The following is a 24,312-nucleotide window of genomic DNA, read 5'->3' as shown; positions in this document are numbered from 1 at the left end:
GGATACTCTCATTCGGGAAAGCACTGAAACCAGTCGTTTGCCTTACCCGGAAGAAACCGGCCAATAAATCCCTTATTAATCAATCCACTGATGGATATACCCATATCGGCGCCAGCCATCAGGCAGACCAATTTGCCCCGGAAACACTACTTTGCAGCGACCGGCACGATCTCGTAACGCGCACCGCCCATGCCGTCGGCGGTAAAGCTCACGTCAATCGGGAAGGTCTTGTCACAAGCGGCGAAAATCCAGGTTTCCTGCCAATGGCCGGTAATCAGCTTATAGCGAACCGGTGGCTGGAAATCGAGGGTCAGATAAGCGGCATCGCTGAGCGGTTTGGCGATACGCACGTCTTTCAGCGCCAGATTTTCATCGATGCACTGCGCCTTGCGTGCGACGGCTTCCAGTCGCTGGCCCAGCGTTTCATCGCGGATCACGTCGCGGCGCAGTTTCAGCGAGGTCAGCGAAGCGTTGGCTTTCAGCGGCAGCAGCCAGTCCGCCTTGCCGGCCTTCTCGAACCACAGCGCGGTTTCCTGCGGCGATACGCCGTTGACGCTACCGGCCAGCTCTTGCGCCACCGCCTGCACCGCATCGGCTTGCCCCGCCTCGGCGGCACGCCACAGCCATTCGGCCGCGCGCCGGTCATCGTTGCGTGCCGATAGCGGCCTGGCCGCCAGTGCCTTGTAGCGTGCCGGATCAAGCTTGCCGTCGGCCTGCACCAGCCCGGCGGTCACGCGCGCGGCCAGCGTGGCCGAGAGCAGCAGTTGCGCATCGACGTTGTCTTTCTCGGCCAGCGGCGTCAGCAGCCGGATCGCCGCATTGCTGTCGGCCGGTGTGCCAAGGCCGCGCTGATACAGCTGCGCCAGCTGCAAGCGCGTCCAGTCGCTTGCGCTGCCGTCCTTGACGTCGGCGGTCGCCGATGCAAATGCCAGCGCGTAATCCTGCTTGGCCAGCGCGGCTTCGATGACGCTTTCGGCGGCCTGCGCCAGGGTGCTCGCGCAGCACAGCGCGGCAACGATCCATTTTTTCATTTCTGCATCCTCAAACGGTAAACCGGCTGGTCCGAACCCGGCCCAGTCGCCAGGTGCAAAAAAACGCCGGCCATCAGACCGGCGTCGATCATAACCGAGCGCGGCTTACTGCGTGACCAGCGGCAGAGAGACGTGCATCGGCGCCGGATAAACGCGACCATCGGCGTAGGTGATCTTCACCTCGATGCTGTTCTGGCCATCGGGCAGCGGCGGCAAAATGACCGCGCCGTAGCGCTTGCCGTCGAGATCGTGCCGGACGCGCTGGATCCGGTGCACCACGACACACTGGTTGCTCGGATTGACCCAATCGCACGGTTCCATCTCCGCCGAGGCGCCAAACACTTCACCGTCGAAGTACGGCTGACCGTTGATCGTCACCGTCACCCGCTTCATCCATGCATCCGGGTGGTCGACGCGCTGCTGCAGGTAGACGGCCGAGGGCCGCTTTTGATCGTCGAACAACAGGTCGATGATCGGCCTCTGCCCCTGGATGGCCATAAAGTCGCCCTGCGCCTTCAGCTGCTGATCGATGCCGTAGGCGATGTCGACCTCGACCGGCTCGCTCAGCCGGCAATCGCCGGTATTGAGCGGCGTGAGACTGCACAGTTCGACCCGGAAGCGGTGCTTGCCGGTCCACAGGCCGCGGAAGGTGTTGGCGTGGCGGTAGAACGGCGACTGGTGCACCGCCAGCCACTCGGGATTACCCGCGGCGATCGTGTAGCTGTCGTCGTAGACACTCCAATCCTGCGGGCTTTGCCAGTTGGTCGATTGCCAGTTGAAGCTGACGCTGTCGCCGCTGACGACCGGCGCTTCGATGACCGCCAGATTCGTCGGTGGTGCGGGTGTCGGCACTGGGGTTGGCGTCGGCGTGCTCGGCCAGCTCGGGCAACCGGTAGGCGTCGGTACCGACGTGGGTGACGGCACGGGAACCGGCGTCACCGAGCCGACCTGCTCCCACGCGCCCCATTCGCTGCTGCCCGGCACCTCGTTCTGCGTCCACCATTTGGCGCGGTAGCGATAGCCCAGATGGCTGACCTCGTCGCCCTGCTGATAGACGTTGTTCGCCGACCATGCCAGCCCGCGATTCTCCAGCCGCCACGCGCCGCTGCTGCCGCCCGGCGGGTCGTTCTGGTTCCACCAGTTCGCGACGTAAACCTTCCACTGGTAGCTGACCCGTTCACCGGCCTGATACGAGATGTCCGGATACCAGTTCGCCTGGACGGCTACCGTCGCCGGAACGGGTGCCGGAGCACCGCTCGGGGCCGGCGGCGGGGGCTGGCAGGCGAAGACCGGCGGGGCGGTCAGTGCCAGCGCCAGCAGGGCCGGCGACAGCAGTAAATTCGGCTTCATGTCTCATCTCCGTGATCGGCCGTCGAATGCGGCCGCAATCACTGTTGGCCGGGGCCTGCGGCAGAAACAAAAAAAAGCCGGCACACGGCCGGCTTTTTCGGAGGGACGGCGATCAGCCGTTGGCGCGCTGTTCGAGGATCTCGACCGCAGGCAACACCTTGCCTTCAAGGAACTCGAGGAAGGCGCCGCCACCGGTCGAGATATAGCTGACCTGATCGGTGATGCCGTACTTGGTGACCGCAGCCAGCGTATCGCCACCGCCGGCGATCGAGAACGCCGGGCTGGCGGCAATCGCCTTCGCCAGCGCTTCGGTACCGTGGCCGAACTGGTCGAACTCGAATACGCCGACCGGGCCGTTCCAGACGATGGTGCCGGCGGTCTTGAGGATATCGGCCAGCGCGGCGGCCGAATCCGGGCCGATGTCGAAGATCATGTCGGCATCGGTCACCTCGGCGACCGGCTTGGTCAGCGCGACTTCGTTCGGATCGAACTTCTGGCCGACGACCACATCGGTCGGCAAGGGCACATCACCGCCACGGGTGCGGATCTTGGCGATCACCGCCCTGGCGTTGTCGACCAGATCGGCTTCGGCCAGCGACTTGCCGACCTTGCGGCCTTCGGCCAGCAGGAAGGTGTTGGCGATGCCGCCGCCGACGATCAGCTGGTCGACCTTGTCGGCGAGCGAATCCAGAATGGTCAGCTTGGTCGAGACCTTGGAGCCGGCGACGATGGCGATCAGCGGACGAGCCGGTGCCTTCAGCGCCTTGCCGAGCGCATCGAGTTCGGCGGCGAGCAGCAGGCCGGCCACAGCAGCCGGGGCGAACTTGGCCACGGCGTGGGTCGACGCTTCGGCGCGGTGCGCGGTGCCGAAGGCGTCGTTGACGAAGACATCGCACAGCGCGGCGTACTGCTGGCCGAGTTCGTCGCTGTTCTTCTTCTCGCCCTTGTTGATGCGCACGTTCTCGAGCAGCACCAGCTCGCCGGCCTTGACCTGATAACCCTGCCAGTCGGCGATCACCGCCACCTCGCGGCCGAGCAGCTCGCCCAGACGCTTGGCCACCGGGGCCAGCGTATCTTCCGGCTTGAACTCGCCCTCGGTCGGACGACCCAGATGGCTCATCACGATCACGCCGGCGCCGGCCTTCAGCGCGGCATCGATGGTCGGCAAGGAGGCACGGATGCGGGTGTCGTCGCCCAGTACGCCGTCCTTGACGGGCACATTGAGGTCGGCACGGATCAGCACCTTTTTGCCGGCGAGGGCAAGGTCGGTCATCTTGCGGTAAGCCATGACGTTGTTCCTTGGTATTGGCGGTGAGAAGTCGGCGCTTATCCGGCCATGCGCTCAGCTGGAGTTTGCCCACCTTGTCAGACGGCCCGGACGGGACATCGCGGGCAGATAAGCAGGATTAAAATGCGTTGATCAAAAAATTCTAGCATAGCGCCCTGACCCCCCCATGACCGAAGCCCCGCCACTTTTGCGCAACCGCAATTTCCTGTTCATCTGGCTTGCGAGCGTCATCGGCAATCTGGCGCTCGCCGTCGCCATGCTCGCCGAAACCTGGTACGTGGTGAAAACCCTCGGCGCCAAGGAACAGCTTGGCCTGGTGATGATCGCCGGCTCGGTGCCGCGCATCGCACTGATGGCAATCGGCGGCGTGGTCGCCGACCGGATGCGCCGCAGCCGCATCATTTCGTTCTCGCTCGGCCTGCGCGTGATCGCGGTGCTGTCGCTGGTTGGCCTGCTGCATGCCGGCCTGCTCAATATCTGGGCGATGACGGTGTTCGCCTTTGTGTACGGCGCGCTGGATGCCTTCTTCTGGCCGGCGCGCGACGCGCTCCTGCCCGGCATCGTGCAAGAGCGGGATCTGATGCGCGCCAATTCGATCATGCTCACCACCAACCAGATCGGCCTCGTGTTCGGCCCGGTGCTCGGCGGCGTGCTGCTGGCCACCTTGAGCTACGAATGGATCTTCACCCTCACCGGCGCCCTGCTGCTGGCCGGGGTGGCGTTCACTCTGCTGGTCAAGGAAGCGCCGGTGCTCGCCCGTCAAGAAGCCCGCCATCTGCTGACCGAGATGAAGGAAGGCGTCCAGTACGCGCTGAAAACGCCGGCGCTGCGCTCGCTGATGCTGATCTATGCGATCGCCAACCTCTTGTTCATGGGGCCGCTGGGGCTGGGGATTCCGATCATCGTCACCGATCATCTCGATGGTCAGGCCAGCACGCTGTCTTACCTGCAAAGCGCCATGGCCGCCGGCATGGTCGTCGGCGGCACGCTGCTGACGCTGTTTCCGCCGACCAGGAAGCGGTTGATGATCATCATCGTGGTGATCGTGCTCGAAGGCATCGTGCTCGGCGCGCAAGCGTTCACCGGCTGGATACCGCTGGCGATCGCCTTGCAGTTCGCGCTCGGCATGGGCGTGGTCGCCAACAATGTGCCGATGATGTCGGTGCTGCAGCAGTACACCGAGCGCAGCAAGATCGGCCGGGTGATGAGCCTGAACACCATGGCATCGATGGGGCTGTCGCCGATCTCCTACGCAATGGTCACCGCGCTGCTGGCGCTGCATGTCGACATCCGCGTGATCATGCCGGCGTTCGGGCTGACCATGGCGGTACTGATGATCGCCATTGCGGTGAGGATTCCGACGGTGCGGCAGCTCGACTGAGCGCCAGCCCTGCGTGCCGCGCCATGCCAGGCATGCGTGATCTCACCCCAACGGAGTAGCGGATTCAGATGAGTGCAATGCTCGATCTTCCCGGCGCAATCCACCTGAGCGCCGCGGCGTGGGTAATCGCCGCGGGCACCAGCCAGTTGCTGTTTCGCAAGGGCACGCGATTGCACCGGCTGGTCGGCTGGTCCTGGATGCTGGCGATGGTCATCGTCGCCGTTTCGTCGTTCTGGCTGCACAGCGCAGCGGCGGTCTGGCTCGGGCTCAGCGCTATCCACCTGCTGTCGCTCTGGGTGCTGTTCTGCGTCGGCGCGTCGACCCACGCCATCAGGCAGCGGCACATCCCGCGCCACAAGTCCTTCGCAACCGGTGCCTATGTGGGTGCGATTGTCGCGGGTGTTTTTGCGCTGACCGGGCAAAACCGCTTCCTGCAGCAATGGATCAGCGGCCTCTGATGATCACGGTGGCCGTGAAGACACTGCCGGTGCCGACGCTGGCCTGACGCCAGCCGGCGCAGTGGGTATGCTGACCCTTTTCTGTCACGGAACTCTGTATCCATGTATACCGACGACGATCTGGCCGATGCCGTTTCGGCTGGCATCCTCAGCAATGACACCGCCACCGCCTTCCGCGACCACGTCGCTTCGCGCCGGCAGACGCCGATTGCCGACGAGGAACAGTTCCGGCTGATCACCGGCTTCAACGACATCTTCGTCGTCATCGCCTGCACGCTGCTGCTGGTCTCGGTGTCGTGGATCGCCGGCAGCGTCACCCCGCTGCTCGGCGCACTCGCCACCGCAGCCGCCGCCTGGGGGCTGGCCGAATTCTTCGTGCGCCAGCGGCGCATGGCGTTGCCGGCGATCGTGCTGCTGCTGGCGTTTGCCGGTAGCGTGTTTTCGGCCGGGCTGAATCTCGCCGGCCCGGCCCTTGCCGGCGGCACTGTCGAAGGGATGATGCGGCATGCGCCAGCCGCGGCGGTCGCGCTCGCCAGCCTGCTGGCCGGGGTGGCGACCTGGCTCCACTGGCGACGCTTTCAGGTGCCGATCACCATCGCCTGCGTCGCAGCGGCCGCCGCCGCCTGCGCGATCGCGCTGATCCGCTCGGTACTGCCCGCTGTTGATAGCGTAATGACGCCGCTGCTGCTCGTCGCCGGCATTGCGGTGTTCGCCTTTGCGATGCGCTGGGACGCCAGCGACACCGCCCGCCAGACCCGCCGCTCCGATGTCGCCTTCTGGCTGCACCTGCTCGCCGCGCCGCTGCTGGTCCATCCGGTGTTCCTGTCGCTCGGCGTCACCGACGGTGAAGTCGGCGTCCCGCAGGCCATCGCCGTGGTCGTGCTCTACGTCGGCATCGCGCTGGTCTCGCTGTGCATCGACCGCCGCGCGCTGATGGTCTCGGCGCTCGGCTACGTGTTGTACGCGTTCAGCGCCCTGCTCAAGCAATACGGCGTCGTCAGCCTCGGTTTTGCCACCACGGCGCTGCTGATCGGCGCGGCGCTGTTGCTGCTGTCGGCGTTCTGGCAGCCGAGCCGGGCTTTTTTGATCGGGCGCCTTCCGGCATCACTGCAAAGCCGGCTGGCGCCGGTCAGGTAAGCCCCTTCCAAACCAACGGCCCCCGAGACCACGCCATGACCACGACGATTCGCCGCCTGATACCGACCGATGCGCCGCGCTATCAGGCGCTGAGACTTTCCGCACTGCGCGACGCACCATCGGCCTTCGGTTCGAGCTACGAAGCGGAAAAGGACCATCCGATCGCGACCATCGAAGCCAGACTGGCACCGGCGCCGGATCGCGGCCTGTTTGGCGCCTTCGACGGTGACGAGCTGGTCGGCACCGCCGGGCTGGGTCGGGAAAGCATGCTCAAGCTGCGCCACAAGGCCATCCTCTGGGGCATGTACGTTGCGCCCGGCTACCGCCAGCGCGGTCTAGCCGGGGCGCTCATCGACGAAACGATTGCGCTGGCAAAGTCGGTCAACGATCTCCGCCAGATCAACCTGAGCGTCAACGCCGGCAATACCGCGGCACTCAGGCTGTACGAATCGGCCGGATTCCGGTGCTATGGTCACGAACCGAATGCCTTGCTGGTCGATGGCGAGCTGCATGACGAGATTCTGATGCGGCTCGCATTGCACACTAGCGCATAGCAGCATGTTGGGCTCCATTTCATTCAGCCCAACCTACGCGCTGCAAAGCCGGCTGGTGCCGGTCAGATCGCATTTCATTCGCTCATGACACGGAAAGCGAGCAACCCTCTCCGTAACCATCAATCCAAACGGATAAATCATGGAAAAAGAATTTATTGAAATCGGAACTGTGCGGATTGATCTGGCTGAGATTAGTGCTGTGTGGGTTGATCAAGTATCAACCGGACTAAAAAGTGAAACCAGCTCTGAGGATCACTATCTTGGCAGTGCGTTTTCTTTATTGGTTGCTGGCTTGGTGAGTGTTTACTTGAAGAGGCGAGAAGACAAAAAAAGCGCAGGGAAAAATACATACATATTGAATGTACTGACAAACAATGGCACAACGCATCGATTTGATTCGAATGGCGTTGACATCCCGGAAGCACTGAAGAATCTGGCCTTAAAGTCGCGACTAATTCTCTCTACCAGGTAATCGACGCTACCCATGAGTCAGTAGCGAATACAAAACGCGCGTCGCTTGGACCGATTTTACAAGGCTCGTGGGCGGCTTGAATCGAACATGAAGCATGTTGGGCTTCATTTCATTCAACCCAACCTACGCGCTACGTGTATCATCAATCCACACCAAATAGTTAGCCGCTTCAAATGAAAAAAATCATATCAACACTGGTAGTTACTTTTACTTTCTTAAATCCAGCATTTGCGATGGCAAATACCTTCTCCGCATCTGACGCAGTGGTATTACTTGAAGCCGAGAAAAAACTGGAAAAGCTGAGGCAAGAGATTTTGCAGCCCATCAATCAGGCTCCGATGGACGAAAGAGTAACGTATTGGATGCTGCATTCCGTGACTGTGGGATTGCTAGAGCGATGTGATTCCGTTGCGACCCAAGTTGCCATCGCAGCTGGCATGGAGCAAAAAAGTGATGATGACAAAGTAAAAAAATACTTAAGGAGCATTACCTTTCCATCGGCACTAAACATATTTGATGATTCAAGGGGCGTTTTGCTAATGATCGTTAACGATAGCCGGATAGGCCCCAAACCCAAAGAAAAGGCACGACAAATCATCGACATTCTGGACGGCACATTAAATCCAAAATTAAAAGCAATGAGCAACGCCATTAAATAACTGCATCAACATCAAGAATCATCCATGGTCCGTCGGATCAGTTTGGGCACGCTCGCAATCGGCGGATTGTCGCTACGCGCCGAATCCACCCTACGTCGCTGACAGGGTGGACGGCTTGGCATTGGGCCATTCGGCGAAGCCAATCCACCGTTATGCTGAATTTGGGCTGAGCCTGCGAAGCCCAACATTTCAAGCACACTGATAACTTGAAGCTTGAATCGGACTTGCAGCAAGTTGGGCTTCGTTTCACTCAGCCCAACCTACGTATCGCACGCTTACAGCGCCCCCAACACCTCATAGCACGCCCCCATCGTGTGATAGTCGACCTTCCCGGCCGGGCTTTTCTCGTCGCTGTACTTGCTGTTATCAAAGCGCAGGATCCGGTACCAGCCGCCGTATTCGTGATCGACGAAGTGCTCCCACGAATACGCCCATAGGCGCTGGTAGTCGTTCCAGTAATGGTCGTTGCCGGTGCGTGCGGCGAGCAGCGCGGCGGCGGCGAGGCTTTCGGCCTGGACCCAGAAGTATTTGTCGCTGTCGCAGATTTCGTTTTGCGGGCCGAAGCCGTAGAACAGTCCACCGTGTTCGTCATCCCACGCACGGCTCATCGCAGCATCGAACAGCGCCTCGGCGCGCGGCAGCAGCCAAGGCTGCGGACGGTGGCGCTCGAGAATCAGTAGCAGCTTGGCCCATTCGGTCAGGTGGCCGGGCTGGTAGCCCCAGGGGCGGAAGATGTTGGTCTTGTCGTTGCGGTTGTAGTCCCAGTCGACCTGCCAGCTCGCGTCGTAGTGCTCCCACATCAGCCCGTGCGCCAGCGCCGCCTGCCGTTCGGTGATGTTGTGCGCCAGCAGTTCGGCCCGATCGAGGTAGCGCGTTTCGCCGGTCGCCTCGAACGCCGCCAGCATGGCTTCGCAGGCGTGCATATTGGCGTTCTGGCCGCGATACGGTTTGAGCTGCCAGTCCGGTGTCGCCTCGTCGGCGTACAGGCCGTGCTGCGGCTCCCAGAAGCGCGCTTCCATCAGATCCCACGTCTCGGCCAGCCAGCCGCGCGCCTCGGAAACGCCGGCCATCAGCGCGTGCGAATACGCCAGCAACACGAAAGCGAGGCCGTAGCAGTGGTTGGTCGCGTCGTCGACGGTTTTGACGCCATCGCGCCACTGCAACTGCCATGCGTAACCGCCGGTCACCGGATCGCGGTGCGCGTCGCGCAGGAAGGCGGTGCCGTGGCGCACCGCATCGAGATACGCCGGATCGCCAAACTGCCGGAAAGCCATCGCGTAGTTGAAGACGAAGCGCGTGCTGCTGACCAGATGCCGCGTGTGCGCATCGTAGACGCTGCCATCGTCGCGGAAGAAGTGGTAGAAGCCGCCGGACGGGTCGATCGCCCGCGGGTGGTAGAACGCCATCGTGTGGCGCACGTGGGCCAGCAGGGTGTCGGGGTTACGGAAATCGGGCAGGTTCATCACGTCACTCCGGGGTGGATGCGGTGGTAGCACGGACGATCAGCGATACCGGCTGCAGCCGGTTGGCATCAATCGTCTGGTTCAACAAAAGTTCGATGCCGGCACGGCCGAGCGCGGCCTTGTCGACGGCCAGCGTCGTCAGCCCGGTGTCCGCCGCGGCAGCGATGTCGTCGAAGCCGGCGATGGCGATATCGTCCGGCACGCTCAAGCCGGCGTCGCGGCAGATCTGCAGCGCGACCAGCGCCGCGGCGTCGTTGTAGGCGAACACCGCATCGGGCGGTTCGGGCAAGGCCAGCAGCTCGCGCATCGCCAGCGCCGCGCCGATGCCGATGTCCAGCCCGGGCGGAATCAGCGCTTCGAGCGCCGGGTCGGCGAGCCGGCCGGCGTCGAACAGCGCCTGCCGGTAGCCGCGTTCGCGCAGCCGGATCGAATGATGGGCAAGCGGGCCCGAGAGGAAGGCGATGCGCTTTCGGCCCGACGCCAGAAGATGCTGCGTCGCGATGTACGCGCCCTGCTGGTTGTCCGGGTTCACCGCCGCCAGCCCCGGCGCGCTCAGGTCGGCCAGTGCCAGTGGTTTGCCGAGCCGGGCGATCGCGTGGAGCAGTTCGGGCTCGAAAAAGCCGACGCACAACAGCGCGTCGGGCGCGCATTCCAGAATCTGCCGGCGAACCGGGCGAGTTGGGCCGAGCGAGCGCACGTCCATGACGATGCCGTCTGCTGCACAGCGCGCGGCCGCGCCGGCCAGCAGCGGCGCGTAGAACGGGCTGTCGGCCGGGTGCTGGCTGTGCAACAGCACGAGGATGCGGCGGATCGGTTCGGGCTTGAGCCGGCCGGTGTCATAGCCGAGCTCGGCGGCCAGTTGCAGCACGCGCTCGCGCGTCTCGGAGCTCAAGCCTTGCTGGTGCTTCAGCGCCCGCGACGCCGTGCCGACCGACACGCCGGCGGCGGCGGCGAGTTCGCGAATGCTGATGCTGCGCCGCTTCATGCCACCGTGACCGGGTGATCGCGCAGGCTGCCGACGACCTGCCCTGCCGCGTCGGTAATGAACAGCAGCGCGCGGCCGGCGACGAGCGTCGTTGCGTAATCACGGCCGGTCGAGACGTCGTGCCACGCCAGTGCGTGATCGCGCGCGGCTTCGGACACCACGATCCACAGCACCCGGTCGGCAAACGCCTGACGGTGCAGCGCGACGCCCTCGGGCGCGTCACCGAGCCAGCGCCACGGCAGATCAACGCCGGCACGGGCCAGCGCATGGCGGTACAGCGCGTCGAGCACGTCGGTCCGCTGGTTCAGCTCCAGCGGCAGCGGGCACCACAGCAGCCGGCCACGGCCCATCGTCCGTTCGACCAACGCATTGCCGTCGCCGCTGCTGAGCCGGGCGATCGCCTCGCCGCCGAAGCTCGCACGCCAGCGGCGGTCGTCGAAATGCAGCGTTTCCTCGCGGTTCAGGTTGCGGCTCGCAGCGTCAGGCATGCGCCCGGTCGGCCGCCAGTATTCGTCCAGATCGGCCGGGCCGGTCAGCAGCACGGTGATGTCGTGCTGCTCCAGCAGCGATTCGAGCGCCGCCCACGTCGCCCGGTTGAGGTTGTGTGGGCTCGGCAGCAGCACCAGCTTCGGCGGGTTGGCGAACAGCTCGGAGAGGTCGTGATCGCCGACGGCGCGCAGCGGCAGGCCGATCTCGAACAGCGTGCTGCGCACCAGCGCCTGCGTGGCGTCCAAGGTCGATCTGCGGTTGCTGTAGTCGTTGCTGAACGGGTAGATCACCGCGACGTCGGGCAGTTCGCGGTCGCTCAGTTGCGCACCGTGGGCGCCGAAGAGCGCGCCGAACGCGGCGGTGACCTCGGCTTCGGGCTTCATCGAGCCGTCGGCGCGGCAGGCGCCGATGTGCGACTCGTTGATGTTGTCCATGTGGTAGTTGATGTTCCAGATCCAGTGCACCGCGCCGGCGTTACCGAAGGCGTAGGACCATGCGTACTTGCGCTCGAGCAGCGCGTACAGCTCGGCCTCGCTGCGGCGCGAGCGGCCGTCGGGGCGCTCGACGTGCATGATGCCGGTCTCCTGCACCACGTTCGGCACGTTCGGCGTCTTGCTGAACAGGCTGTCCCAGCCCAGCGCGTCGTTGAGCCACCAGCTGTGCACCGTGGTGTAGTCGACCGCATCGGCGTAGAAGAACGGCGACGGCCGCTGCTGGCCCAGCGCCTCGTCCTGGCCGACGCAGACCAGCGCACCGGGCGCAGTGTGGCGGATGGTCTGCGCCAGATCGGCCGCCCACTCGGCATGTGCCGCCTGCGTGAACAGCGCGTAATCGAGCCAGATGCCGTGCTGCTTCGGCGCGATTTCGGTGGGGTTGAAGCCGATTTCTTCCGGCTGCGGCGGCCGCACGCTGGCCCAGTCCGGCAACTGTGCCGGACTGATGTCCCACGCGGCCTGCCAGTGGGCGATATCCGGGTTGCGCGCCTGCAGGTAGCTACGGAAGGCGGCTGCCTCGAATGCATCGCCGAGCGAGCGCGGGCCGACGAAAATCCGCGCCGGATCGAACAGCGACGGTTCGTTGATCAGGTCCCAGTGCACCCGGCGGGTCTCGGTATGGCGACCGACGATGGCGCGGATGAAACGCTTCTGCGCCGCGCGCGAACGCGGATCGAGGTAGGGATTCTTCCCCTCCCACGCTTCGGGGGTAAACGCGAAAAAGGTGAAGCAGCATTCCAGATCATGCTGCGCGGCGGTGAGGATGAAGGCATCGATCGCGCGCAGCGCCACCTCGCTGGCGTGGCCGTCGACGAACATCAGCTGCCGCCACGCGCTCCAGATACCGGTGCGCAGGTAGTTGACGCCGATGCCGGCCAGTGTCGCCATGTCGGCATCCCAGACCGCGACGTTGGGCAGCTGCAGGAATTTGCGGTGCACGTCGCTGGCCATATAGGTCATGCCGACCACCGGCATCGGCTTGCCGTCGCGCTCCAGATAATCGCGGCCGGCGGCAAGGCGTTCGCCGCGCGCCAGCAGCACGTCGTCACGGCCCCAGAAGCCCTGCTGCAGCCGGATGATTTCGCCGGCATCGCCCTGCAGCACGGCCTCGATCCGATACAGGCCGGCCTCCACCGCGAACGGCAGCGGCAGACGCAGCGACACCGCGCCGTCGGCGCGCAGATCGAGCGCCTGCACGGTTTCGAAAACCGGTGCATCGCCATGCATGACCCGCAGCGCCGCTTGCCAGTTCTGGCGCACGGCACCGCCGAGGGCTTCGCCCTGTATCGTCAGGCTGGCGGTTTCGCCGGGGTGGTAGCAGGCGTAATCGGGCTTGATCCACCACTCGGTGGCCCCCAGCGCCGCGTGCGCGACCAGCGCCAGCAGCGCGGCGATGCCGCCGCCATGCCAGAACGCAGCATCGGGTTCGAGATTGACGAACACCTGCCGCGAACCGGCGGCCGTCCCGCGCAAGCGCTCGATCAGCACCACCGGGCTGGCGATCGCGTGGCCGCCTTCGTTGCAGGCGCTGAGCAGCGGGTAAATGCGCGCATCCATCGGCCCGGCCGAGCCCGAATCGAGCGGCTGGTCCTTGTCCTTGGTCGGCATCAGCACGAAGCCGTCGGTCGGGGCTTGCGGGCTGAACGCGCCGTGTGCGCCGGCCAGCCAGCCGTACTGCGCGCCGGCCTGCAGCGTTACCGCCGTGCCGGCGTCAACGGCGAGCATTTCATGGATATCGAGATCACGGAATAGCGCCGCCTGTTCACTGATCGTGCCGTCGGCGTCGACCGGGCGCGAGAACGGTTGCCGGCCCAGCGTGACCAGATGGCCGCCACGCGCAATGAAATCGCACAGTGCCGGCCACGCCGCGCGCGGCACATCGGCGCCATGCAGATGCAGCAACACGTCGCCGGCGCCGGCCTCGGCCAGCGTCGCAGCAAGATCGCCGGCGGCCGTCGTCGCGCCAAGCGCAGCCAAGCTGCCGTGGTCGGGCCTGCTCCCGGCAAAGGGGAACGACGGGTCATAGAAGACGATATGGGCCATGGCAACCTCGCTTGCGGCGTTCGGGCGGTGGCTACTGCGCACCCTACCGCCTTGTTTACTTAAAAATAGTTTTTACTAAACAACGTTTGCCATTGTGACGCCGAAACCGCGCCACGGGCAAGCCGGTTGTCGGCTGCCGGCCGGCAGCGGCGGATGCTGCGGCGCACCCTAGAATCGCCCCCCGGTCGGCCGGTGCCGACGGAGCCCGCCATGCGTCTGTGCCTTGCGATCCTTGCCTGCCTGACTGCCGCGTTCGCCCACGCGGGTCCGCGGCTGATCGGCTATTTCCCCTTCTGGGCCAGCTACAGCCATGGCGCCAGTCTGGCCGACACGCCGGCCGAACAACTGACCGACCTGATCTACGCCTACGCCCGGCTCGGCGCCGACGGCAGCGTGTCGCCCGGCGACTTTTTCGCCGATCTGGTCAAGATCCATCAGGGCGACACGCTGCATCGCGGCAACTACGCGCTGGTACCGCTGTTGCACCAGCGCAACCCGGCGCTGAACGTGCTGATCTCGGTCGGCGGCTGGAACTGGTCGACGCATCTATCAAGCGTTGCCGCCGATCCGGTCAAACGCCGCCGTTTCGTCACAACGACACTGGCGCTGTTCGACCGCTACGGCTTCGACGGCATCGAGATCGACTGGCGTTTTCCGGTCGTCGGCGGCCATCCGGACACCAGCAAACGCGCCGACGATGCGGCCAATCTGCAGCGGCTGACGCACGAACTGCGCAGCGGCTGCGCTGTCCGGCCACGCTGCGTGATCGCGCTGACGGTCAGCCCGCAGGCCGAGCAGCGCGCCGGCTGGGTGTTTCCGGCCATGCTCAAGGATGTCGACTTCATTTCGCTGATTGCCACCGATTTCCACGGCAGCTGGAGCGCGCGCACCGGCCACAAATCGCCGCTGCACGCCTCGGCCGCTGAACCCAGCGTCGCCCGCGCGGTGACCGAGTTGAAAGCCGCCGGCGTAGCGGCGAACAAGCTGGTGCTGGCATTGCCGGCGCAAGGCATCGCCTGGCTCGGCGTGCCAGCGGCCGGGCAAGGGCTGAATCAACCCCACAAGGGCGTGCCGCTGGGCACCTGGGACAACGAGAAAACCGGCCCGACCGGTATTTTCACTTACACAGAAATCACCCGGATGGCCGCCAGCGGCGATTTCGAGCAACACTGGGACGACGTCGCACAGGCCGATACGCTGTACCAGCCCGGTAGCGGCCAGTTGCTGTCATACGAGAGTCCGCGCGCACTGGCCGCCAAGCTCGCCTTTGCCGACCGCGAAGGGCTGGCCGGCATCGCCCTGTGGGAGATCAGCAGCGATGCGCCCAATGGCCTGCTGGCACAGACCCATCGCCACTACCATCCGTGGGCGGCACGCTGGCAGGCGCTACAGCAACACTATCGCAACGCGGTGCCGTGGCTGGGCGGCGCCGTGCTGGGCCTCGCGCTGGCCTTCGGCACTGCCGTGTTCGTCTGGCTATCGCTGCGCCGAAGGCAACACAGCCAAGAGCAAGCCCGCCACGGCGCGGTGATCCGCAGCCTGAACGCCTTGCCGGCGCAATTGCGCGATACCGCCGAGCGCGCCAGCGAAGCCAGGCGACGCATCGGCGCGCGTTTGACCGTGATCGACGCGCAAAGGCTGGATGCCATCGTCGCCGACAGCCTGGTGCTGCGGCACCAGCTGCTGCCGCTGGCCACGCCCAGCGCCAGCGACGCGCTGCGCGATCTGGAGCGATTCAGCAGCGCGATCGCCAGCGAGCGCAGCCTTGAATGCATGCTCGACGCGATGGTGCGTTTCCTCGCCGACGATCCGCGCGTCGGCAGCGCCGACGTGCTCGAATGCGACGATGCCGCCACCGAGCTGCTGACGCTCGCCGCCGACCGGTGCGAGGCGCGGGTGCACCACGAGGCGCTGGCCGATTACTGCGTCACGCTGCGTTTTCACACGCCGCTGAATGACGATGAAGAGGTGTATTTCCGCAGTCTCGCCAACCAGATCGTGCTGATCCGCCGCCAATTGCACGAGCTGGCGCGCCAACCGCAACTGCTCGCCGAACTGCACGAACTGGCTAGCCGGCGCGAGCGGCTGCACTTCATCCGCGCCGAGCGCGGCTACAGCGGCATCCACGCCGGCGGGCTGGCCGCGCCGGTGTACGTGACGCTGCGGCTGAGGGCGATCCGGCTGTATTTCGACGAGCTGGTGCAGGTGCATCGCTCCTATCTGGTGCGCCCGCAGGCGGTCAGCGGCTGCCGCCGCACCGGCGGCGGCATCGAGCTGATTGTTGCCGGCCATCCGGTACCGGTAGCACGTGGCCAGGTCGCGAGGCTGAAGCTGCAATTCCCCGGCTGGTTTATACCGGAACCGGCCAAATCCGCCTGCCATTCGTGAAGCCGGCCGAATAACAACAACGCACAAGCCATTGATAAAAAAGGAAATACCCAACAGACCCATGCCATTGGTGTATTCGCCAGACCCGGCTAAGCCGTCGTGTTCCGGCCGCTGCCATAGTGAGCCGGCCCGGCCTTGATGCCCGGTTGAAAAATACACGGAGGATGGAGATGACAATGCAAAAGAAGAGCCTGTTCCTTGCCCTGCTCGCCGCAGGCCTGATCGCCGGTCACGCCGGTGCCGCCGCGCTGCCCGGCTGGGTCGACGGGGTCGATTACGCACTCGGCAATGTGGTGCAGTATCAGGGCCAGCGCTATGAAGTGCAGATCGCCCACACCGCATGGACCGGCGCCGGCTGGAATCCGGCCGATGCGGTATCGCTGTGGAAACCGCTCGGCCCTTGCGCCACCGGCGCGGGCGATGCCTGCAACCCGGTCGGCGTCACCACGGCGAAATACACCACCTGGGCCGGCGGCGCCAAGGGCGCATACAGCCTGGTGCACGACGATCTGTGCGGCTACACCACCGATGGCCAGATCAGCTACGCCGATCCCGAGCTGGCCAAGCGCGGCTTGCGGGCGGCCTTCGGCGTCATCAGCGGCAATTGCGCGCCGTATCACTGGCAAGCGGCCAAGCAGTTCATCGCCCACGGCCACGAGATCTTCAGCCACAGCCGCAGCCACGTGAACTCGAATACCGCCGCGTGGAGCAGCGAGGCGCAGATCAACGGTTCCGCCGACGACATCGCCGCCAATCTGAACGGCTATCTGCCGAGCTTCTTCGCCTGGCCGTCCGACATCACCCCGGATGCACCGCTGGCCCATCTGCGCAGCCAGACCGGCTATCTGGGCGGGCGCGCGGCCAATCGCGTCGACGCCAACGGCAACATCCAGTGGGGCATGGCCGCCGGCGTCAACGCCGCCGATTTTGCCGATCCGTTCATGATCAAGGCCGACGCCTTTACCCAGTCGGGCATCTGGTCGCTGTACCCGCAAGGCAGCGAAATCCTCAACCTGCACATCGACGCGGCGATCGCCCAGGGCGGCTGGTCGCTGCGCACCGCGCACGGCGTCAACGACGCGTCATGGGAAACCATTCCGCTGGCGCGTTATCAGGGCCACCTCGACTACGCGAAGGCCAAGGTCGATTCGGGCGAGCTGTGGATGGCGCCACCATCGGACGTGATCCGCTACCGTTTCGCGCGGCAGAACTGCACGCCGGTGATCGTCAGCGATGGCAATGGTCAGGCTGCGGTGCAATTTGATGCCAGCACCGAATGCCAGCGCTACGCCACAACGCTGACGCTCGATATCGCCACCGACCGCGCGGTGAGCTCGGCCGGCGCGATGCAGGGCGGCAATCCGGTCGCTGTCGCCCGCCTCGATGCCAGCCACTACCGGCTGAGCGTGAATCCGCTCGGCGGCAACGTCAGCCTGCAGCTGCGTTAATCAGCGAAGAACGAAGGGCGGGCCACGGCTCGCCCTTGTTACATCGGGCGGGCGACGGCGCAACCCGGTCGACGGCAAGCAAGCTTGCAACGCCTGCAGCGTACTCGCACCTTCCTCGGGCGCCATCCAAGAGCCGCCCCGAAAAACGGAAAAACACGCCAAGCCGCTACCCGCAGCACTCGCGCTGCTGCTGAACGGGAGGGCACTTCACCGAACCGAACGAGCAGAATACGCAGCAGTCGCCCGGCTTGGGCCGCAGCAACGCTTTGCAATTGCTGCACTCGTAGTAAAACTGGCACGCATCCGTGGGCATGGTTTCCTGCTTGGCAAAGCCGCAGTGCGGGCAGGTCAATACAGATTCAAGAACGGTCATCGCGGCATCACTTCTGAACGGTGGATGGATAGCCTGCATTCGTGGTCGCCCTGATCAGCGCCTCGGGCCGGGTCTTGTCCGGATCGAAGGTCACCGTGGCCGTTTTCTTGTCGAAATCGACCTTGACGGCGTTCACACCGGATACCTTTTCCAACGACTTCTTGACCGTGATCGGGCATAGCTCGCACGTCATGTTCTTCACGTCCAGCGTGACGGTTTTCGGGGTGGCGGCCAGCGCGGCCAAAGGCAAGGCGACAAGCGCGGCAATCAGCAGTTTGCGCATGGGAGATCCTCTCAATAGAACAGCGGAGCGAGCTGCGGTACGGCCAGCAAGCCAAGCAACAGGGCCGTGACGAGCCAGAACACAAGCCGCTGCCGCCGGAGCCTGCGCGGCTCGGGGCAGGACGTACCCGCTGCACACACCTGCGGCACCAGATAGAGCTTGCGAAAGGACAAGCCGAGAAACAGCAGCGTCAGGCCGATAAAGATGGGCCGGTAAGGCGCCATCGCGCTTAGCGTGCCTATCCAAGAACCGCCGATGCCGAGCGCCAGCAGCACGAGCGGGCCGACACAGCACACCGACGCGCCAACGGCGGCCAGCACGCTCGCGATCAGCGAACCTTTTCCGTTGCGCGGTGCCATGCCCGTGTCCTTGAATCCATTTGCCCCAGTGTTACTATAGATTCCGTACCAAAGCACGGAGTCAAGGGGCGCTTGATGGCGGCAGAACTGACGATCGGCAAGCTGGCGGAAGCGGCCGGGGTGAACATTGAGACCATCCGCTATTACCAGCGACGCGGGCTGCTGGACGAGCCGGTCAAGCCACCGGGCGGCCATCGGCGCTATTCAGCGGACGAGGTCAAGCGCGTGCGCTTCATCAAACGAGCGCAGGCACTGGGATTTACATTGGCCGAAGTCGGCGGCTTGCTGACGCTGGATGAGGCGTGCGCCTGCAAGGAAACGCGGGCGTTGGCTGCCCGCAAGCTGGCCTTGATAGAGCAGAAGATGACCGACCTTGCCGCCATGCGGCAGGTGTTGGGCGGCTTGGTGCAGCAGTGCGACACGGGCGACGGTGGGGCCGACTGTCCGATTATCGACGCGCTAACCGGGGAGTGAAGTCCAGGGCGTGCCCGCTTGGCGTCACGCTGAGACCGTGAATTACGCCACGGATAGCCGGATTTCAATCTGACAGGCTCGCCGTTAGCGCGCGTTCCGAATGCTAAAGCGGCCCCGCCTGGCCCGAGGCCGTGGTCGTCGAGCCCGGCAGCACAATCGTCGCCACCAGCCCGCCCTCCGGGTGATTCACCAGCTTCAGCTCGCCGCCGTGCGCCTGGATGATGTCGCGGGCGATACCCAGCCCGAGTCCCGAGCCGGCCTGATTGCTCTGACGGCCGTGTTCGAGCCGCACATACGGTTGGAACAAACCGGCCAGCATCTCCTCGGGCACGCCGGGGCCGTGATCGCGGATGGTCAGCTCGACCTGACCATCGAGGCGAGACAGCATGATCTCCGCACGTTCACCGTAGAACAGCGCATTATCGACGAGATTGACGATCGCGCGCTTCAGCGCCAGCGGCTTGGCGACGACCATCGTCTCGGCCGCCGCCAGCACGACGCTGCGGCCCGACAAGCGGGCATCGGCGACGATCTTTTCCAGCAGCGTATCAAGCCGGATTGCCGTGCGGTTTTCGTGAATGTCCGAATCCTTGACGCTCTGCAGCGCGCCCTTGACCATCATGTCCAGCTCGTCCAGATCCTCGTGGAATTCGGCGCGCGTGGTCTCGTCGTCGAGCATTTCGGTGCGCAGCTTGAGCCGGGTGATCGGCGTTTTCAGATCGTGCGAGATCGCCGCGAACAAGCGCTCGCGATCGGCCAGATAGCGCTGGATGCGCTCGCGCATCGCCACAAAAGCCTTGGCGGTTTTGCGGTATTCGAGGCTACCGGTCTCGGGCAGCTGCGGTTCGCCGCCCTGGCCGAACACCTCGGCCGCGTCGGCGAGTTGCGCCAGCGGCCGGGTCAGCCAGCGCACCACCCACAAGGACAACAGCAGCACCGCCGCCAGCGTCGCCAGTTGCAGTGCCAAGCGGTCTTTCGAGAGCGGATTGGCCTTGTCGAGGAAATACGGGTCGGGCATCAGCGTGGCCAGATACAGCCAGCCGCCGGGTTCGATTTCGGCCTGGATCACCAGCACCGGCGCCGGGCGAGGCTTGATGATCAGCGAATGCTGCACCCAGTTGTCGGGCAGGTCTTCCAGCGTCGCGCCGTCATCCGACACCGCCAGCCCGTCGGGCCAGGCGAAGCCGACGCGCACGTCGGCCAGGCGCGGCAGCTGGCGACCGATTTCGCTGCTGATCGTCGTCGTGACCGCCTGCGCCAGCGGCGACGGCTCGATCGGCGTGATCGCCACCGCATCGCGGTTGAAGGCGACAAAAAAGCGCGTACCGCCCATTTCGTGCAGTTGCTCGATCAGGATCGGCCGGTAGTTGGTCGGCAGGCTCTGGAAAAAACGGATTGCGCTGGCGGCGCCAAAGGCCAGATGTTGCGATGCGGTGCGCGCTTCGTCGTTGCTGCGGGTCTTGAGCTGATTGGCCCAGATCCAGTTGCCCAGCGCCTGGGCGCACAGCACGCCGAGCACCATCACCAGCGACAGCCGCGCGGTGAGCGAGCGCGGCAGGACGCGATCGAGCGCGCGGTTGAGCCTCTCCGCCATATCAGTCGGCCGCGACCTGCGCCGAAAACACATAACCGCTGCCACGCACGGTCTTGATCAGCGAGGCATCGCGGTCGTTCAGGCGCTGGCGCAAGCGGCTGATCTGCACGTCGAGCGAGCGATCGAGCGGACCAAGATCACGGCCGCGCGTCGCTTCGGCCAGCCAGTTGCGGTCGAGGATTTCACCGGGGCGCTCGACCAGCAGCTTGAGCAGCTGGAAATCCAGCCCGGTCAGCTTGACCGTTTCGCCGTCGGGGCCGGTCAGCGTGCGTTCGAGCGTATCGAGCGTGAAGCCGGCAAAGCGCAAGGCGCGCGGCACGTTCGGGGTTGCCTCGCCCATGCGGCGATGGATCGCCTTGATCCGCGCCAGCAATTCGCGCGGGTTGTACGGCTTGCCGATGTAATCGTCGGCGCCAAGTTCGAGGCCGACGATCTTGTCGGTATCGTCGGCACTGGCGGTGAGCATGATGATCGGCACGGTCGAGCTCTTGCGCACGCGCGCGCACAGCGCAAAGCCGTCGGTATCGGGCAGCATCACATCCAGGATCACCAGCGAGAGTTCGTGGCGATAACGCTCGAACTCGGCAACGAAACTCGCGCCATCGTGCGCCAGCAGCACCTCGTACTGGTTCTTCTCAAGGTAGGCCTTGAGCAGGGTGCGGATTTTCTGGTCGTCGTCGACGATCAGGATTTTGCGGCTCATTTGTCGTCTCCTCCTTGCACCGCCAGCGTGCGCACCAGTCCGGCGATCCGCCTTTGGGTCTCCGAGGCTGGCACATGCTCATCAAGGTAAAAGCGGTGCAGCTGGGCAATGATCGCATCCTTCAGCGTCTCGTCGGTCGCCATACGGTGTGCCATGCTCGGTGCCTGCATGCCGGCGCCGCGGCCGAAAGTCTGCCACGAAGCGCGGGCGCAGGCGTCCATCGCGGCCACATCGGCATCGCGCCGCACCGGCACCGAGCCCTTGATGCGGTTGTACGCCGTTTGCGTCGCCGGATTCATCATCAGCCGGGCCAGCTTTTCCTGCCGTGCCTGACCAACGTAATCGCCGGCGAACATCACGAAACTGTCGACGCTGTAGAGATGCATGTTCTCGGTGCCCGGCACGGCGATACAGCCGAAATCGGCATCGGCGTTCTTGCCCAGCGCCAGCAGCTCGCCCTTGACCCAGTCGCCCATGATGAACATCGCCGCATCGCCGCGCGCCAGTGATCTCGCCAGCGTGTCCCACGACGGGTCGGCCTGCGGATTGGCGGCAAAACGGCGCATGGCCTTGAGTCGCGTCAGCGCGCGGGTCACGCGGGCATCGAACCAGAGATTGGCATGGCGGCGCGAATACAGCTCACGGTAGAACGCCGGCCCGCCCTCGGAAAGCGCCAGCGTTTCGAACAGCGTCGCCACCTGCCAGGGCTGGCTCGACAGTGCCAGCGGCGCGACGCCGTTCTGCGCCAGTTTGGCCGCGACACGGTCGAAGTCGGCCCAGGTTTTCGGCGGCGCCAGACCGGCATCGGCGAACACCTTGCGGTTGTAGAACAGCATATTGATCCGGTGGATGCCCAGCGGCGCCGCCACCACATGGCCACGCTGGCGGACCAGCGTCCAGATCGTCGGGAACAGCTTGGTATTCCAGTGGCCGGCGCGGGCAACGTCGTCGAGTTCGAGCAGCAGGCCCAGATCGGCCCATTCGGTGATCGCCGGGCCGATCAATTGCGCGGCATCGGGCGCACGCCCCATCAACACGCGGCTCTTGAGCACCTTCATCGCGCCGATACCGGCGCCACCGGGTATCGCCGCGTTGCGCCAGGCCAGACCGTCGTCGGCGGCGCGCTCGGCCAGCTCGTCGGCGGCGCGGCGCTCGCTCGCCGAGGTCCACCAGTGCAGCACGTCGAAGGGCTCGTCGGCGCGTGCCGGTGCCGCCGCCAGCAAAAGCGCGGCCAGGGCACAACGAAGAAGAGTCGCTAGATGTAGTCGCATGGCGTGACGGAGTTTGGCCGCAGCTTATCAGTAAGGCTGACGCGCATTTTGTAAAGAAACCTTGCGTTTGCTGAACTTGTGTTCGAAACGGCAGCGGTATTCAACAGGGGGCCATGATGCGCGAAATATGGCCCCGGACCGAAACAGGTCACATTCAATGTAAAGAAACGTAATACGAAGCCATGAGCAATAAAACACAAATTCTTTTTTATTCAATGACTTATGTCGATTAGTCGTTGTATTGAAACAGCGACTACATGTCACAAAAACGCCGATGCTACTGTGCGTCCACGGTCGGCACCAAGCCGGCCTCATAACAGATATGGGCACCACCCCCTGACCTGAGGAGGTCGATACATGCAAGGCAACCGCTTCATCCGCACCGCACTCTGTGCCGCACTGCTCGCAGCTGGCGCAGCACAAGCCGGCAACCTGACCATCGAATCGTGGCGTACCGACGACAAGGCACTGTGGGAAGACGTCCTGCTGCCGGCGTTCAACAAGAAGCACCCGGACGTGAAGGTCAAGTTCGCGCCGACCGCGCCGACCGAATACGACTCCAGCCTGCAGACGCGCCTGACCGGCGGCACCGCGGGTGACCTGATCACCTGCCGTCCGTTCGACAAGTCGCTCGACCTCTTCAAGAAGGGCTACCTCGAAAACCTGAACGGCAAATCGGGCATGCAGAACTTCCCCGAGTCGGCCAAGGTGGCGTGGGAAACCGACGACGGCAAGAATGCATTCTGCATGCCGATGGGCGCGGTGATGCACGGCTTCTTGTACAACAAGAAGATTTTCCAGGAACTGAACCTGCAACCGCCGAAGACCACGGCCGAACTGCACAAGGTGCTGGAAGCCGCCAAGAAGGCCGGCAAGGTGCCGATGGCACTGGGTACCGCCGATCAGTGGGAAGCCAACCAGATCGTCTTCACCTCGATCGGTGCGCCGTACTGGAAGGGCGAAGAAGGCCGCAAGGCGCTGATCGCCGGCAAGGCCAAGTTCACCGATCCGCAGTTCGTCGCCGTGTGGGACGAAATGAGCAAGTGGGGCCCGTATCTGGCCAAGGGTTACTCGGCACAAACCTACGCCGACACGCAGAACCTGTTCGCCTCGGGCAAGGCTGCCGTGGTACCGGTCGGCTCGTGGGATATCTCCTACTACAACCAGAACGCCAAGTTCGAGTTCGGCGCCTTCCCGCCGCCTGTGCCTAAGGCCGGCGACAAGTGCTACATCTCGGATCATCCGGACCTGGGCATGGGCGTGAACCCGAAGTCCAAGAACAAGGAAGATGCCTACAAATTCCTGACCTGGCTCGGTTCGCAAGAATTCGCCGATCTGTACACCAACAAGGTCACCGGCTTCTACTCGCTGTCGAACCACCTGATCTCGGTGAAAGACCCGGTCGCCAAGCAGATGCTCGACTGGCGCAAGAGCTGCGCGTCGACGATCCGCCTGAACGCGCAAATCATGAACCGTGGCGAACCGAACATGGAAAACGGCCTGTGGAACGTCAGCAGCCAGGATCTGAACGGCAAGATGTCGCCCAAGGACGCTGCTGCGAAGATCCAGAGCGACTTCGCCAAGTGGTACAAGCCGCAACAGAAGTAACACCGTT

At 64.4% G+C, this 24,312-nt stretch carries 22 protein-coding genes; 10 read left to right on the top strand and 12 right to left on the bottom strand.

Going from position 1 to position 24,312, the window contains the following annotated elements; translation table 11 throughout:
- Positions 1-146 precede the first annotated feature (146 nt).
- From JLC71_RS15810 to JLC71_RS15800, 3 genes are all read right to left on the bottom strand, one after another.
- Entirely contained in the window at positions 147-1,031 is an 885-nt protein-coding gene (locus JLC71_RS15810; RefSeq protein ID WP_200916553.1) for a sel1 repeat family protein, read from the bottom strand.
- Between the two features lie 105 nt (positions 1,032-1,136).
- On the bottom strand, positions 1,137-2,381 hold the full coding sequence (locus JLC71_RS16675; protein WP_200916552.1) for a carbohydrate-binding protein: 1,245 nt from the start codon (positions 2,379-2,381) through the stop codon (positions 1,137-1,139).
- 112 nt (positions 2,382-2,493) lie between these two features.
- Positions 2,494-3,669 carry a phosphoglycerate kinase gene (locus JLC71_RS15800; RefSeq protein WP_200916551.1) on the bottom strand — a complete coding sequence of 392 codons (1,176 nt, stop codon included), beginning with the start codon at positions 3,667-3,669 and terminating at the stop codon, positions 2,494-2,496.
- 166 nt (positions 3,670-3,835) lie between these two features.
- On the opposite strand from JLC71_RS15800, the gene JLC71_RS15795 reads away from it, so the two are divergent.
- The 6 genes from JLC71_RS15795 to JLC71_RS15770 all read left to right on the top strand — a co-directional run bounded on the left by JLC71_RS15795 (position 3,836) and on the right by JLC71_RS15770 (position 8,330).
- Positions 3,836-5,050 carry an MFS transporter gene (locus JLC71_RS15795; protein ID WP_200916550.1) on the top strand — a complete coding sequence of 405 codons (1,215 nt, stop codon included), beginning with the start codon at positions 3,836-3,838 and terminating at the stop codon, positions 5,048-5,050.
- 77 nt (positions 5,051-5,127) lie between these two features.
- Complete coding sequence (locus JLC71_RS15790; RefSeq protein ID WP_200916549.1) at positions 5,128-5,508, top strand: DUF2306 domain-containing protein; 381 nt, start codon at positions 5,128-5,130, stop codon at positions 5,506-5,508.
- 102 nt (positions 5,509-5,610) lie between these two features.
- The gene (locus tag JLC71_RS15785; RefSeq protein ID WP_200916548.1) at positions 5,611-6,645 is read left to right on the top strand and encodes a hypothetical protein; all 1,035 of its coding nucleotides are present in this window, start codon (positions 5,611-5,613) and stop codon (positions 6,643-6,645) included.
- A gap of 35 nt (positions 6,646-6,680) precedes the next feature.
- Positions 6,681-7,199 carry a GNAT family N-acetyltransferase gene (locus tag JLC71_RS15780; protein WP_200916547.1) on the top strand — a complete coding sequence of 173 codons (519 nt, stop codon included), beginning with the start codon at positions 6,681-6,683 and terminating at the stop codon, positions 7,197-7,199.
- A 139-nt stretch (positions 7,200-7,338) separates the two neighbouring features.
- Positions 7,339-7,671: a hypothetical protein gene (locus JLC71_RS15775; RefSeq protein WP_200916546.1), complete on the top strand. Its 333-nt coding sequence runs from the start codon at positions 7,339-7,341 to the stop codon at positions 7,669-7,671.
- A gap of 173 nt (positions 7,672-7,844) precedes the next feature.
- Positions 7,845-8,330 (top strand): hypothetical protein, encoded by a 486-nt coding sequence (locus tag JLC71_RS15770; protein WP_200916545.1) that lies wholly within the window; start codon positions 7,845-7,847, stop codon positions 8,328-8,330.
- Positions 8,331-8,605: 275 nt separating this feature from the next.
- On the opposite strand, the gene JLC71_RS15765 is transcribed toward JLC71_RS15770, so the two are convergent.
- From JLC71_RS15765 to JLC71_RS15755, 3 genes are read right to left on the bottom strand one after another with little or no spacing between them, the layout of a single operon-like run.
- A complete protein-coding gene (locus tag JLC71_RS15765; protein ID WP_200916544.1) occupies positions 8,606-9,793 on the bottom strand; it encodes an AGE family epimerase/isomerase in 1,188 nt (395 codons plus the stop codon).
- 4 nt (positions 9,794-9,797) lie between these two features.
- Positions 9,798-10,778 (bottom strand): LacI family DNA-binding transcriptional regulator, encoded by a 981-nt coding sequence (locus JLC71_RS15760; protein WP_200916543.1) that lies wholly within the window; start codon positions 10,776-10,778, stop codon positions 9,798-9,800.
- On the bottom strand, positions 10,775-13,804 hold the full coding sequence (locus JLC71_RS15755; RefSeq protein ID WP_200916542.1) for a hypothetical protein: 3,030 nt from the start codon (positions 13,802-13,804) through the stop codon (positions 10,775-10,777). The genes JLC71_RS15760 and JLC71_RS15755 overlap by 4 nt, the downstream gene beginning before the upstream one ends.
- 210 nt (positions 13,805-14,014) lie before the next feature.
- On the opposite strand from JLC71_RS15755, the gene JLC71_RS15750 reads away from it, so the two are divergent.
- Both JLC71_RS15750 and JLC71_RS15745 read left to right on the top strand, forming a co-directional pair.
- Positions 14,015-16,192 carry a glycosyl hydrolase family 18 protein gene (locus tag JLC71_RS15750; RefSeq protein WP_200916541.1) on the top strand — a complete coding sequence of 726 codons (2,178 nt, stop codon included), beginning with the start codon at positions 14,015-14,017 and terminating at the stop codon, positions 16,190-16,192.
- 170 nt (positions 16,193-16,362) lie between these two features.
- Positions 16,363-17,640, top strand: coding sequence for a carbohydrate-binding protein (locus tag JLC71_RS15745; RefSeq protein WP_200916540.1), 1,278 nt, complete (start codon positions 16,363-16,365; stop codon positions 17,638-17,640).
- A gap of 166 nt (positions 17,641-17,806) precedes the next feature.
- Here the strand turns inward: JLC71_RS15745 and JLC71_RS16670 are convergent, their stop codons facing one another.
- Genes JLC71_RS16670 through JLC71_RS15735 form a run of 3 tightly spaced genes read right to left on the bottom strand, consistent with a single transcriptional unit; the run spans position 17,807 to position 18,655 of the window.
- Positions 17,807-18,013, bottom strand: a complete 207-nt coding sequence (locus tag JLC71_RS16670) for a GDCCVxC domain-containing (seleno)protein (protein ID WP_305066874.1) — start codon at positions 18,011-18,013, stop codon at positions 17,807-17,809.
- A 7-nt stretch (positions 18,014-18,020) separates the two neighbouring features.
- The gene (gene merP / locus JLC71_RS15740; protein WP_200916539.1) at positions 18,021-18,296 is read right to left on the bottom strand and encodes a mercury resistance system periplasmic binding protein MerP; all 276 of its coding nucleotides are present in this window, start codon (positions 18,294-18,296) and stop codon (positions 18,021-18,023) included.
- Between the two features lie 11 nt (positions 18,297-18,307).
- Positions 18,308-18,655 carry a mercuric transporter MerT family protein gene (locus JLC71_RS15735; RefSeq protein WP_200916538.1) on the bottom strand — a complete coding sequence of 116 codons (348 nt, stop codon included), beginning with the start codon at positions 18,653-18,655 and terminating at the stop codon, positions 18,308-18,310.
- Between the two features lie 75 nt (positions 18,656-18,730).
- Here JLC71_RS15735 and merR point away from each other — a divergent pair, with 75 nt between their 5' ends.
- A complete protein-coding gene (merR, locus tag JLC71_RS15730; RefSeq protein WP_200916537.1) occupies positions 18,731-19,129 on the top strand; it encodes a mercury resistance transcriptional regulator MerR in 399 nt (132 codons plus the stop codon).
- Positions 19,130-19,232: 103 nt separating this feature from the next.
- Here the strand turns inward: merR and JLC71_RS15725 are convergent, their stop codons facing one another.
- From JLC71_RS15725 to JLC71_RS15715, 3 genes are read right to left on the bottom strand one after another with little or no spacing between them, the layout of a single operon-like run.
- Positions 19,233-20,723: an ATP-binding protein gene (locus JLC71_RS15725; protein WP_200916536.1), complete on the bottom strand. Its 1,491-nt coding sequence runs from the start codon at positions 20,721-20,723 to the stop codon at positions 19,233-19,235.
- A gap of 1 nt (position 20,724) precedes the next feature.
- Complete coding sequence (locus tag JLC71_RS15720) at positions 20,725-21,426, bottom strand: response regulator (RefSeq protein ID WP_200916535.1); 702 nt, start codon at positions 21,424-21,426, stop codon at positions 20,725-20,727.
- Positions 21,423-22,697 carry an ABC transporter substrate-binding protein gene (locus tag JLC71_RS15715; protein WP_200916534.1) on the bottom strand — a complete coding sequence of 425 codons (1,275 nt, stop codon included), beginning with the start codon at positions 22,695-22,697 and terminating at the stop codon, positions 21,423-21,425. The genes JLC71_RS15720 and JLC71_RS15715 overlap by 4 nt, the downstream gene beginning before the upstream one ends.
- A 357-nt stretch (positions 22,698-23,054) precedes the next feature.
- On the opposite strand from JLC71_RS15715, the gene JLC71_RS15710 reads away from it, so the two are divergent.
- Positions 23,055-24,305, top strand: a complete 1,251-nt coding sequence (locus JLC71_RS15710; RefSeq protein WP_200916533.1) for an ABC transporter substrate-binding protein — start codon at positions 23,055-23,057, stop codon at positions 24,303-24,305.
- Positions 24,306-24,312 lie beyond the last annotated feature (7 nt).

Origin of the sequence: Jeongeupia sp. HS-3, assembly GCF_015140455.1 — a bacterium.
In the GTDB taxonomy this organism is placed as follows: domain Bacteria; phylum Pseudomonadota; class Gammaproteobacteria; order Burkholderiales; family Chitinibacteraceae; genus Jeongeupia.
This window is presented reverse-complemented; position numbering and strand designations above follow the sequence as displayed.

Excerpts from the sequence above, each read along its gene's own strand:
- JLC71_RS15810 (WP_200916553.1), bottom strand. The coding sequence starts at position 1,031 with ATGAAAAAATGGATCGTTGCCGCGCTGTGCTGCGCGAGCACCCTGGCG.
- JLC71_RS16675 (WP_200916552.1), bottom strand. The coding sequence starts at position 2,381 with ATGAAGCCGAATTTACTGCTGTCGCCGGCCCTGCTGGCGCTGGCACTG.
- JLC71_RS15800 (WP_200916551.1), bottom strand. The coding sequence starts at position 3,669 with ATGGCTTACCGCAAGATGACCGACCTTGCCCTCGCCGGCAAAAAGGTG.
- JLC71_RS15795 (WP_200916550.1), top strand. The coding sequence starts at position 3,836 with ATGACCGAAGCCCCGCCACTTTTGCGCAACCGCAATTTCCTGTTCATC.
- JLC71_RS15790 (WP_200916549.1), top strand. The coding sequence starts at position 5,128 with ATGCTCGATCTTCCCGGCGCAATCCACCTGAGCGCCGCGGCGTGGGTA.
- JLC71_RS15785 (WP_200916548.1), top strand. The coding sequence starts at position 5,611 with ATGTATACCGACGACGATCTGGCCGATGCCGTTTCGGCTGGCATCCTC.
- JLC71_RS15780 (WP_200916547.1), top strand. The coding sequence starts at position 6,681 with ATGACCACGACGATTCGCCGCCTGATACCGACCGATGCGCCGCGCTAT.
- JLC71_RS15775 (WP_200916546.1), top strand. The coding sequence starts at position 7,339 with ATGGAAAAAGAATTTATTGAAATCGGAACTGTGCGGATTGATCTGGCT.
- JLC71_RS15770 (WP_200916545.1), top strand. The coding sequence starts at position 7,845 with ATGAAAAAAATCATATCAACACTGGTAGTTACTTTTACTTTCTTAAAT.
- JLC71_RS15765 (WP_200916544.1), bottom strand. The coding sequence starts at position 9,793 with ATGAACCTGCCCGATTTCCGTAACCCCGACACCCTGCTGGCCCACGTG.
- JLC71_RS15760 (WP_200916543.1), bottom strand. The coding sequence starts at position 10,778 with ATGAAGCGGCGCAGCATCAGCATTCGCGAACTCGCCGCCGCCGCCGGC.
- JLC71_RS15755 (WP_200916542.1), bottom strand. The coding sequence starts at position 13,804 with ATGGCCCATATCGTCTTCTATGACCCGTCGTTCCCCTTTGCCGGGAGC.
- JLC71_RS15750 (WP_200916541.1), top strand. The coding sequence starts at position 14,015 with ATGCGTCTGTGCCTTGCGATCCTTGCCTGCCTGACTGCCGCGTTCGCC.
- JLC71_RS15745 (WP_200916540.1), top strand. The coding sequence starts at position 16,363 with ATGACAATGCAAAAGAAGAGCCTGTTCCTTGCCCTGCTCGCCGCAGGC.
- JLC71_RS16670 (WP_305066874.1), bottom strand. The coding sequence starts at position 18,013 with ATGACCGTTCTTGAATCTGTATTGACCTGCCCGCACTGCGGCTTTGCC.
- merP (WP_200916539.1), bottom strand. The coding sequence starts at position 18,296 with ATGCGCAAACTGCTGATTGCCGCGCTTGTCGCCTTGCCTTTGGCCGCG.
- JLC71_RS15735 (WP_200916538.1), bottom strand. The coding sequence starts at position 18,655 with ATGGCACCGCGCAACGGAAAAGGTTCGCTGATCGCGAGCGTGCTGGCC.
- merR (WP_200916537.1), top strand. The coding sequence starts at position 18,731 with ATGGCGGCAGAACTGACGATCGGCAAGCTGGCGGAAGCGGCCGGGGTG.
- JLC71_RS15725 (WP_200916536.1), bottom strand. The coding sequence starts at position 20,723 with ATGGCGGAGAGGCTCAACCGCGCGCTCGATCGCGTCCTGCCGCGCTCG.
- JLC71_RS15720 (WP_200916535.1), bottom strand. The coding sequence starts at position 21,426 with ATGAGCCGCAAAATCCTGATCGTCGACGACGACCAGAAAATCCGCACC.
- JLC71_RS15715 (WP_200916534.1), bottom strand. The coding sequence starts at position 22,697 with ATGCGACTACATCTAGCGACTCTTCTTCGTTGTGCCCTGGCCGCGCTT.
- JLC71_RS15710 (WP_200916533.1), top strand. The coding sequence starts at position 23,055 with ATGCAAGGCAACCGCTTCATCCGCACCGCACTCTGTGCCGCACTGCTC.